Source organism: Pseudomonas sp. SYWMCR5 (genome assembly GCF_057197165.1).
In genome coordinates this window covers 262477-273123 of the sequence record NZ_JBXUNH010000008.1, presented here as the reverse complement: position 1 = coordinate 273123, position 10647 = coordinate 262477, and the positions used below count along the sequence as shown (strand labels likewise).

Annotated in this window: 4 protein-coding genes and 1 pseudogene; 3 read left to right on the top strand and 2 right to left on the bottom strand. The window is 47.5% G+C overall.

All coding sequences use genetic code 11. The features are described 5' to 3' along the window. The first annotated feature begins 64 nt into the window (after positions 1-64). Positions 65-391 (top strand): hypothetical protein, encoded by a 327-nt coding sequence (locus AC2CGW_RS20710; RefSeq protein WP_484574512.1) that lies wholly within the window; start codon positions 65-67, stop codon positions 389-391. Between the two features lie 19 nt (positions 392-410). Here AC2CGW_RS20710 and AC2CGW_RS20705 read toward each other — a convergent pair whose 3' ends face one another. Continuing rightward, entirely contained in the window at positions 411-2141 is a 1731-nt protein-coding gene (locus AC2CGW_RS20705; protein WP_484574511.1) for a DUF4209 domain-containing protein, read from the bottom strand. A gap of 564 nt (positions 2142-2705) precedes the next feature. Between AC2CGW_RS20705 and AC2CGW_RS20700 the strand changes: the two are divergent. Together AC2CGW_RS20700 and AC2CGW_RS20695 are read left to right on the top strand one after the other, a co-directional pair. After that, a pseudogene (locus AC2CGW_RS20700) lies at positions 2706-4034 on the top strand (tyrosine-type recombinase/integrase). A gap of 1381 nt (positions 4035-5415) precedes the next feature. Then, the gene (locus tag AC2CGW_RS20695; protein WP_484574510.1) at positions 5416-7041 is read left to right on the top strand and encodes a TIGR04141 family sporadically distributed protein; all 1626 of its coding nucleotides are present in this window, start codon (positions 5416-5418) and stop codon (positions 7039-7041) included. A gap of 184 nt (positions 7042-7225) precedes the next feature. Here the strand turns inward: AC2CGW_RS20695 and AC2CGW_RS20690 are convergent, their stop codons facing one another. Continuing rightward, positions 7226-10456 carry an RNA-directed DNA polymerase gene (locus AC2CGW_RS20690; RefSeq protein WP_484574509.1) on the bottom strand — a complete coding sequence of 1077 codons (3231 nt, stop codon included), beginning with the start codon at positions 10454-10456 and terminating at the stop codon, positions 7226-7228. Positions 10457-10647: the final 191 nt, after the last annotated feature.

The following is a 10647-nucleotide window of genomic DNA, read 5'->3' as shown; positions in this document are numbered from 1 at the left end:
CGTGGAATTGCACACCTCAAATACATAGCTGAGTGCTCTGCCCATCGTTGGTTAGGTGGGGTTCATGGAGCGATTACACTTCAACCTGGTGGTGGGGCAGAAGTTCAATGCGACGATCGGCGGCGACCTGTATGAGCGGATCGAAGGAATGCGGAAATGCATCACGGCAGGTAGTCAGCGCCTGCAGGCGCCTAAAACTTGGCTAGGGTCCAAAGATGTGAACATTATCCAGCTAATTTACGACCTAGCCTTAATAGTTATTGAAATGAATCAACAACTGGCCTTACACAAACACGGACCAACACCACCACCTGACAACCAAGCAATTTTTTCCAACATGTTTGAAAAAACCTCTCTGATTGCCACCTCTTTGGAAGAAGTTAAACTATAGAGAACCCTCACTATCAGGTTTACCCATAGGTCTTTTTCCAGTACCCAGCAAACGGACGCATTATGATTTGTAAAATTTGCCACCAGAAAAAAATGGCGCCGCTGCTATACATGTAATTGCTAGGCACATACCCGTGCGAGACCTGATTTCTTAAATCACCATATATTTTGTCTGTGAGGATTGCCTTTATTCCAAACATGGCATCCTTACCGAGCGCACTCACGACCTCCTCATTGTCAAGCAGTGAGGAAAGACTTTCGCGCTCCTGGGTTCCATCTGAAAATTTTCGAGTATTCTCTCTTGCTTTTTGGCGCAAAATATATCGCAGCGAGTTCTCAACCTGAGGGATAAGAAAATGTGTCGACCCCAGAAAGTCACCCCGTAACCCGGCGTTTAGGCCTCTCAGGTAATATTCTTCGTGCCCTGTTGGGACGAATGGATGATTTCGAAGCAGTCCCATCCAAAATTCATCTTCCCAGTAATAATTCAAAGATAATTCTTGTAGCGCCGGCAATATACGAGCCTGGACCATAAATTCATGCTCAAGCTTCAAATGCTGCATCATTTGAGCCCATATACCCTCCTCATCTTGTTCCTCGGATGTCACACCAGGAACTATGGCGACCGGAAGCCCTTCATGATCTATGTGCTCAGCTCCCATATGAGCAAAGATATTATCGTCTAGGGACTTCAAAGCGTCATCTCGCAACTTGCTTACGCCAGATGGACGAGCAACAAAAAGAACCAACCGAAATAAGCTGTCGAAAAAATCAGTGCCAGCAACCACCTTTTTAGCATCGGCGACATCTTCAGAGATATCTGGCGAAGGAATGGAAAATGAAGACATATACTGTCGCCAGTCTCGTTGATGCTCTCTGAGGTCTGAATACAGTGAATCTCGCTCCGAACGAGTATTAGGTATCCTTTCAAGAGCTTCAATCGCCGAGATAATACACGCACAGCTCATAAAATTATTGTGAGCCCTAGCCTCTGCCAGATGGCAATCAGCAATCTTGCGAAATATTTTATTCACTAACTCTGGATCGGACATTGCACAATTAGCTGCCAACTCCAGTAATGAAACAGCTATGCGATAACTCTTCTTATCAATATGCCGATCGGCAAAGCTCAAGCAAACTGAACAAATCCAACCATTATCCTTGATGCGCAAATCATATAAGACCCTTACTGATTTCAATTGCTGATCGTCAAAAGACCCTAACTCCAATTGATCAATCAGATACTCGGACAAGCCTGAATAGACTTCTCCAAACGCTTTCCTATATCGGAATCCAAGGCGTAGCCCCCGCTCAATCCTCTGGAGCGCCGTGAATATATCTCCGGCAACGATAAGTTCCTTAGCACTTTGCCAGTACGCATTCACAGCGATTTCTGCTTGAGCTACCAGTCTAGGTAATCTAAGCACGACAATATCACTTATCCTAGCCCTTAATTCGGAGCTACTAATCTCCGACGTAATTGCGGCCAAGCAGAAAATATCTTGATCACTGAAGAAGTCTAAGGTGGCACTCGTTTGAGTTCCAAAGCGACACAGCGGTACTAACGGCGCTTGCGCACTCGAAGCGTCGAGCATCATCGAAGTGGCCCACGCCAAAACCTCACTGAGTTCTGAGTCCGCAGCACTGCTTAACTTAGTCATTATCTCCGAACAGCTCATACCTGGAGATAACTTCAACGAATCAATTATTTGCAGCATCTCCAGCGGAGATGCGTGATTAGGCTTATCCATATCCCACCCTAAATTTCTGCTGTTGTTTTCTTAGCAGGTAAACGCTGCTTGGGTAAAGAAAAAAGCGTGAAGAAATCACTTATCCCCCTCCCGCCGACGCGCTTCGCCTCGGAAAAAAATGCAAAGGGCTTGGGCTGTGCAATGGCTGGCTACGGCAGGCGCGACGTGGGCCACAGGGAGCTGGCAGGCATTGCACAGTGTGCAAAGGATTGAAGGGATGTGCAGGGTTGAGCTGCAGGGAGTGTCCACAAAGTGTCCACAGCGCTCTCGGATACCTGACCCAAATATCCCTAAATAACCAACAAAATCAGGTGATAGCTGGCTTTTATCAATGGATGCTAGGCGATAGGGTGGACTTGTAATCAGTAGGTCCCGGGTTCGATTCCTGGTGCCGGCACCATATCCAGCTCCATCGCATTCCACCGAATGCCTTGGAAGCCCCTAAAACCCGCCCTTTGGCGGGTTTTTTCGTTCCAGGACCCTCCGTCGGAATCCAACAAAATACCCCATCCCCGGGGGTATTTTTAGGGTACAGCGTCTTGCCTGCATGGAGAACGTACCCTTATGCCACGTCTAGCCGTTCCTCTCAGCGACCTCAAATGACGTACGGCGAAACCTCGCGAACGTGCCTACAAGCTGTTCGACGGTGGCGGCATGTACCTCTTCGTGAAACCCAACGGCGTGAAAACGTGGCGATTGCGCTATTTCAAGCCCAGCGGCAAGGAAGGCACGCTGATCATCGGCAACTACCCCATCATCTCGCTGGCCGTCGCGAGGACCAAGCGCGATGAAGCCAAGGCCCTGTTGATCGACAACATCGACCCGATGGAAGAGAAGAAGAAAGCGAAGCTTGCTGCTCAACGGGCTTCCCTGCTTTTTGAAACCGTCGCCCTGGTATGGCACGCCGAAATGTCGCGGCGCTGGACGGAGGGACACGCCAAGACCGTCATGAGCCGGTTGCGCACCCACGTCTTCCCCCTGATCGGCCAACGTCCCATCGCTGAGCTTGATACCCATGATCTGCTTGAGATCACTCTGCGTATCAAAGAGCGGGGCACCATGGACGTTGCTCTGCGCGTGCAGAATTATCTCTCCACGATCATGCGGGGCGCGAAGCGGGCACGGCAGATCAGCCAGAATCCTGCGCTCGATCTGGCAGGGTCGATTCATGCCCCGCGTACCGTGCACCGCCCTGCCCTCTCACTCAACCGTCTCCCCGAACTACTCAGCCGGATCGACAACTACAACGGCCGTGAGCTAACCAAGCTGGCTGTATTGCTGACGCTGCACGTATTCGTGCGCTCCAGCGAACTGCGCTTTGCGCGCTGGGATGAGTTCGACCTGCAAAGGGCGATGTGGGAAATCCCGGACACCCGTAAGCCAATCGACGGCGTGCGCAATTCTACCCGTGGCACCAAGATGAGCGGAGACATACAGATGGTGCCTCTCTCTCCCCAAGTCATCGCGATCCTTGGACGGCTGCGCGGCATGAGTCGCTTCTCCGAGCTGGTGCTGCCCGGTGACCACAAGTACTGGAAGCCAATGTCCGAGAACACGGTTAACCAAGTGCTGCGCAACGTTGGCTACGACACCTCCAAGGAGGTATGCGGACATGGATTCAGGACCATGGCTTGCAGCGCCTTGCTTGAGTCAGGGCTGTGGACAGACGCGGCCATTGAGCGGCAGATGAGCCACAAGGAACGCAATCGCGTACGCGCCGCCTATATCCACAAGGCCGAATTTCTGGAGCAGCGTCGGCTGATCATGGCGTGGTGGAGCAATTACATCGATGCCAACAGATCGGGGCATGTCACTCCACATGAGTTCGCCCATCCAGCTGGCGACAACATCACTCCCTTGCCAAGTGGGCGTGGCGCATTCAATCGTCGGTGAACCCTCCAGAACACCGTTGGCCGCTCTTTAATTCGGGTCCATCCAAACAGGGCTGCAAAGCCGCCCTGTTTGGATGGACCTAGCTTTGCAAAGCTAAAAGCCAACACAAGTCCATTGGATACCACTGATTTCCACCGGTGGATAATTTCATGCACAGCCCCAGAGGCCACGAAAAATGGGGCGTTGACCAAAAATATCCACAGGCGTAGAACTGTTGTTGCAAACGCTGTCATTGACAGCACCCCAAGTGACCCGAACCTTAAAGGTCACGCCGCTCCCGCGGTGGTTCTCCCCAAGGGGGATTCGCATCCGGCAGCTCGCCCGGTCACTACCCATGTGATGGATACTCTTACACATACGGCGCTCGTACGCCAATACACCGTACCCAGCTGCCCTGCAGCAACCTATCCGCTTGGCCGACTATTGCGCCAACCTGTGCCCGTCTCTTTCTTCTGGAAAGAGACGGGCACTTCTACCACTGCTGCAGCCCTGATCGCACATGGCTTTGCGGCATTCCCCCTCGTGACAATCTGCGTGACAAACGCCGATGTCACCAGCAACAGCGCTGTAGATGATGGTGCCGCAGACCAAGGAATGGACTGCACCTGACTGACAGTCAGGCATGCCCCGGTCATCGCATTGCTGCTTGCACATGGCTCAGGATCTTCAGGCGCTGGTCTCGTCAGCCAGTGCTGCCTCCACCCGCCCACCGGTATCGGTGCTCAGGAGGCCAGATCATGAGATGCCCTTGCTCCCGGACGTAAGGAGCCGCCAGTCCCGCGTAGTGGACATTCCCCACAGGTCGCAGGGGCCTTGATCCCTGATAACACTCAGCATTCTTGGCGGGATGACGTGGGGACTACTCTAGATCTAGCTGCTAAAGGCTATTTCTAATAGCGTTGATTGAACGTCACGGTGAATTTGTGACGGGCAGCTGTGCCGTCCCGAGAACACTACCCCGTACTGTCAATTTTCGTAATCGATTCAGTCGGACCCACTGCAGGCTGGAAAATGGATATCAGGCCCGGCCAAGCTGGCCGGCCAATGGTCAACCTTGGTCCTGATACGAAGGCCCGCCAACCCAATATAGAAATCCTTATATTTCAATTAGTTAATTACATTATTGAGTTTTTAGATGACACTCGATACCTGGAGTGCAAGAAAACTACTTTCATCCACAACCTCATAAAAAACAGCACGCGAAGACACCACCATAGTTTTTAAGTCGATAGGCCGAATTACCAATTAGTCATTACCGTCACAGGCTACCGCTACCATTGGCCTGTGTGCCGACTAAACAGGGGTTGTCAAAGCTAGCAGATTGAAGCAATATCAATGAATAAAGGCTGATAGCCACTACACTAAATTTAGGGAAGACGCGATGCCAGGGAAAAAATATCGCCATCTGAATATTTTCTTGAAAAAACCCGAAGTCACCTACAATGGCTTTGCTGATCTTCTCGCTGCGGATAAAGACGTAGTGGGATATGAGACCGCCTCAAACCTTGATCTTAATGGCGTGTTATACGTAAAGCGTGCAACTGAAAAAAAGCCAAACTGGTCAGACATAGCTGACGAAATTGCTGGACAAACCGTTGCGGATATCGGTAACAAATCCAGTTCCGCGGTTCTATTCATAAGGGTTGATAATGATGTATTTGCAATAGCCTTCGGTTATGGCAGGCACTTAATAGATCTATCATTTTTTGTCCAAGACTTTGGGCTTAAAACAGCATTAAATACTCTTGATCATGAAAGCCTTCGAAGTATTGATATACATACCCTTGACGATCAGCCTGTGCAGAAAAAGTCACAAGCCACCCGAGATTCTGAAATAAGTGTTTTTGGCATCGATATTTCTAAAGACATTTTGCGAGCGGTCACAGGCACTCCAAAAACCGGCGTCGAATTTAAGAATATATCGGGTGGTGACGCTATGTTTTCTTTCGGGATAGAAATGGAGATAGGCGATCTAACCGATATAGCCAGGACGCTGAAATCTCAATATCAAAAAAATGACTACAAAGCTAACTTTCTATGGGTTGACAACGTCAGAAAAGTCAAGGAAAAGTCTCAAATAGATCATTTTGATGCTATTCTATTGGCAGCCATTAAAGCTCGCGACTCAAATTTAGTTTTAACTTTGCCTGAAATTGAAAAGTGGGATTCAATCGCGGGGTTCAGCTTTACACGCACAAAATCAAATCAAACGCCCACAATTTCCACCGACCTATACTTGGCTAATATCGACGCCTCTAAGGTCTCAATCGAATCAATTAAACGGGACCAGCTACACGTTTTTGACATACACGACAATGAGTTTAGCCACTCGATTTACAAATGCATATACTACGAAGTTTCTGAAGCAAACAAAACCACAATAATTTTTGGTGGGACGTGGTATGAAATTGACAACTCGTTCATGGGAAGAACGAATGCAAGCTTGACGCAGATCGCCGTTTCACCTCTTCGATTCCCGCAAATTCATACATGGGAAGAAAGCAATAAATCCAAAATCGAAGCAGAGGGCGACTATAACATCAGAGCGGCTCAAGCGCATAGCTATTACTTACTAGATAAAAGACTTATTAAAAGTAACAAATCAACAAGCTCCGTTGAGCTATGCGACCTGCTCACATCAGCAAAACAGTTTATCCATGTAAAGCATAGAAAAGGTGGTTCAGCCGGACTGAGTCATCTTTTTGCTCAAGGCAGTGTCGCTGCAGAAATATTGCTCGGAGACCGTGACTTTAGAAAATCAGCCAGGAAAGTTCTTGGCACGCTCGGTAATGCCGCTCGAGACCTCATACCAATTGATAATTTTAAGAGCTCGGATTACGAGGTAGTATTTTTAATACTTGGAGATGAGCCAACCACGGTAAAAGATAACTTACCTTTTTTTAGCAAGGTAAATTTAGTGCGCGCCTACGACAATCTTTCCCAGCGCGGTTATACTGTATCCATTTCAGCCGCATCAAAAACAGAAAGACCTCAGACCAACCCATGATTTATAAGTAGAGCCTTACACCTCATCAAGCCAGCGTGGCTGCCCGCGTAAACACTGTAAACGGTTGCTTGCATATGAGGGCTAGACGCTAATGATGAGGCGTAATAAGAGCTACAAAAAATCGCAAGCAGGCAGGCCAGCAACCATACTGATAAGAGCAATTGATGCTGGCGCCCCTACAATATTACTTTGGAGGAAGTCTCCTTCGGCGATGGCTCAGCTTGAAGCCCTCAGGTAGTGGCTTGAATAAATCATCGCTTTGAGGCCATCTTTTTGCCCGGCTTTGGAACGCTCGAAGTGCGTCTATATCCAAAGTTGCCGCAATGATAAAATCATTATCGCCACCACGTACGCGAGCCAACTCTCGCATATGGGGCTCTTTAGAAGGCGCCCTCACGCGACTATCCCCATACTTCCTGTTGTTAGCCAAAATAGTATATGCATGGACATCTAGAGCAGCCGACTCTATAAGTGCCGAAAAAGTCTCAAGATCCTTATTCCAGCTCAACACCATAAGAGCATCAATCTTGCCTTGAAAGTCTACTCTCGCCTTACTATTTTGCAGTTCCGAACAAACCATAACCCCAAAACAAGCGCCATTGTGAATATAAACTGGCTTGCTCGAAATTTTTTTCAGTTTTCCGTAAGCCCAGTACTTACCATAAATTGCAGTAAGCTGCTGATCCTCACCTACGGCAGGTTGAAGCTTAGGCTGCCTAATTATAACGGAGGCAGGGAAGCCAAGGCGATTGTCAGCTAGGACAAGATATGCCTCACTAATCACTTTGTTCTTTGGATAATGCCGATACTCAGTGCCGGCTACCAAACTAATTCCTACAGCGCTAAGTCTCCCCGCTATACTATCAACCCACCTCAACGGTACAGAAAGTTCTGGAAAAAGCACGTAGTCTGGCTTTGGGCTAAGCTGAATAGCTTGATTCACAAGTTCGGCAATTCTGCTGTATCTTTCCAACGAGAGATTTGGCTTATCACAAGCCGTAGCCGCCCAGGAACTATCATCTGTTTTAATGTTAGTTAAAGCCACTACAACTTTTGACTTTCGCTTAGTCCCTATATGCAAATAATTTCCTACATCTGTTGCTTCGCTCTTCCCCTCCTGCTCTAACGCTAGCAATGTAGGCTGTATCCAAACTCCTCTTAGAGCCTGCACGTATTTCGCCCAAATAGCCGCCGGACTTTCTGTGAACACCTCACTACTATTCCCCGGGAGACCTACACATTCAGGGGCAAGCTCTGCAATTTCAGCTGGCGTAAGTGGCCTTGTTGGAAATAGATAAGGCATTAAGCTCTCTTGTTTGCGTGCCGCCGCCGTTACCTTGTGAAGCCGAGATCGTCTGGTTGACTTCAAAAACAGCTTCAAAGCATCAACATCAATTAGTTCAGAACTTGCCAGTAAACTAGAAATTAATTTTTCATCATTCCCTGAATTCCCAACCACTAAATCTTGGACTGACCGAATATTTAGAACACGCTTATAAGGCTCTTTAGCGAGATCAGCCATAGCAATTAGAGGCGCCTTCTTATAAAAATCTTCTGAACCTATTCGAAAATCCAATATATCTCCGAAATCAGTCAACGCCTCAATAATCACTTGTAAAAACAATTCAGCTAAACGTGCCTCCTTCTTTGGACGATCTTGATTTAGTAGCTTCTTGGGATCGTAGTAACGAGCAGCCGCGTCGACAAACATCCAAGCGAGCGTTCCTTTTACATAACGCCAAAGCTCATTACCTGCTTTTGCTTCAGTGCCATTTAAACCAATTAACTTACCCGGCTTAACATGTGCCGCCAACTGGTCAATCGCGGAAAATGCGCGTACTACAATCTGCTCTGCGTGCTCCCACTCATTTAAACTAATTGCAAAACCAAGGAGCCTAGGCAAGTAGACAAAGTGAGCAAAAATATTCTCAGGCCGTACAATATGGTTGTGTGCGAACTGATAAAATTCCTCGCGCTGTTTCACCCACTCATTTGGAGGTAAATCTCTCGCCAGCGTCTCTACATGGCGCAATTGCAAAGACCAGCTCAGCCTCCGAATTGTCAGCCCATCTGCTCTTCGCAGAGTGTCTGCCTGATCACCTACACTCCCTGCTGCTGAAAGCACTCGAGCTGCTGTAGAATCCTCCAGCTGATCTGGAGAAGGCATCAAGCGATGCTCGCTAGACAGCTCGTAAATCTCTTTCTCTATGCTATCTAGCAAATCAAGTCCAGCTCGACCATGCAGGACAAATAGCTTCTGTTTCTCTGCCTGCAGCTTGATCTTAGTTTTCTTTTGCAACCCCTCCCCTTGCTGAATTTCCCACAATTTTTCGTCTTTATTTCGTTGCCTTCCCTCGTCGTCCGATTCTTGAAAAATGCAATCCTCACCTAATCGGCTCTGCAAAAAGAACATGAACTCTTTAGCACTGGTAATATTCCCTGTATCATGTAGCACGATAAACATATCATCTACATACCTACCATAATGGATAGGAGCAATTTCTTCTCTTATCAATCTATCCCAGTGGCTCAACAATACATTAGATATTATTCGAGTTGCCGTCAAACCAATCACCAGTCCACCTGGGATCTCAACAGCTTCTTTAACCAGTTTTTCGCTAAAATCCTGCGCACCCTTTGACCAGTTCGACAGAAACCGCGCCAACATTTTGGTAAACTGTTGTTCATCCCTTGAAAGTTCGATCCCTAATTTTTTCTGTAGCTCCGGAGCAGCAATTGCAAGTGGATCTACAAAATGATAGTAACTTTTCAGGTCCAAGGACACAGCAATCACATCTCGATCTTTCTCAAGCTCGTATCGAATTGCTCTCAAGCCATCATTACGCCATTTTTGGTAAGGTTGGAAGTATGGAGTAAATGAACCAACTGCTCGTACATGAAATGGTTTATGGGAATTTTTATCTAAACTTTCGTCATCCCTAACGCGTTTCAGGCGGGCCCCATAGCAATCTTGACCTAGACAAGCATCAAACTTGTGGCCCACCATGTTTATCCAAAGTGCAGAGACCACATGCGCATCTACTGGAAAATCGCCAACGATCCGAAACTCCGGAATTACATCACTATTGCTTTTTATATGTTCAAACGCTCTCACTGGGCACGAAAAATGAATATGCCCCTTAGACCCATTTCGCTTAGGATCAATGCTAAGTTTTTTGGGGAGAATTCGATATTCACCTAGCATTCTATCGTCATCAAAAAAGCCAGACTTTGAGCTCAATCTTTCCAACAATAAATTGAGATTACCAAGTAAGTCTTGCTCATACTCTGCAAATTTAATGGCAGCCGGAAATGTATTCTCAAAAAAACAGTCAGCCTTTGCTTTTCTATAGGCAACTAGTAAATCTTCAATTGTTAGCTTGCCCCAACCTTTAAAAACCGCCGCATACCCCATACGTTCTTCCTTGCAACAAGACTATTGTGATAGCTGTGAGTTTAATGCAGAGCATCCCCTCTAAACAAGCTCACAAGCTATCGCCTAATAGATCCCAAAATTAATAAGTAAAAAATCAGCAGCCATTCAGAGATGGCCAACTTATTTCGGCAATTCCGCATGGCCAGTTGAAGCTGAGCCGCAGCAGCTAA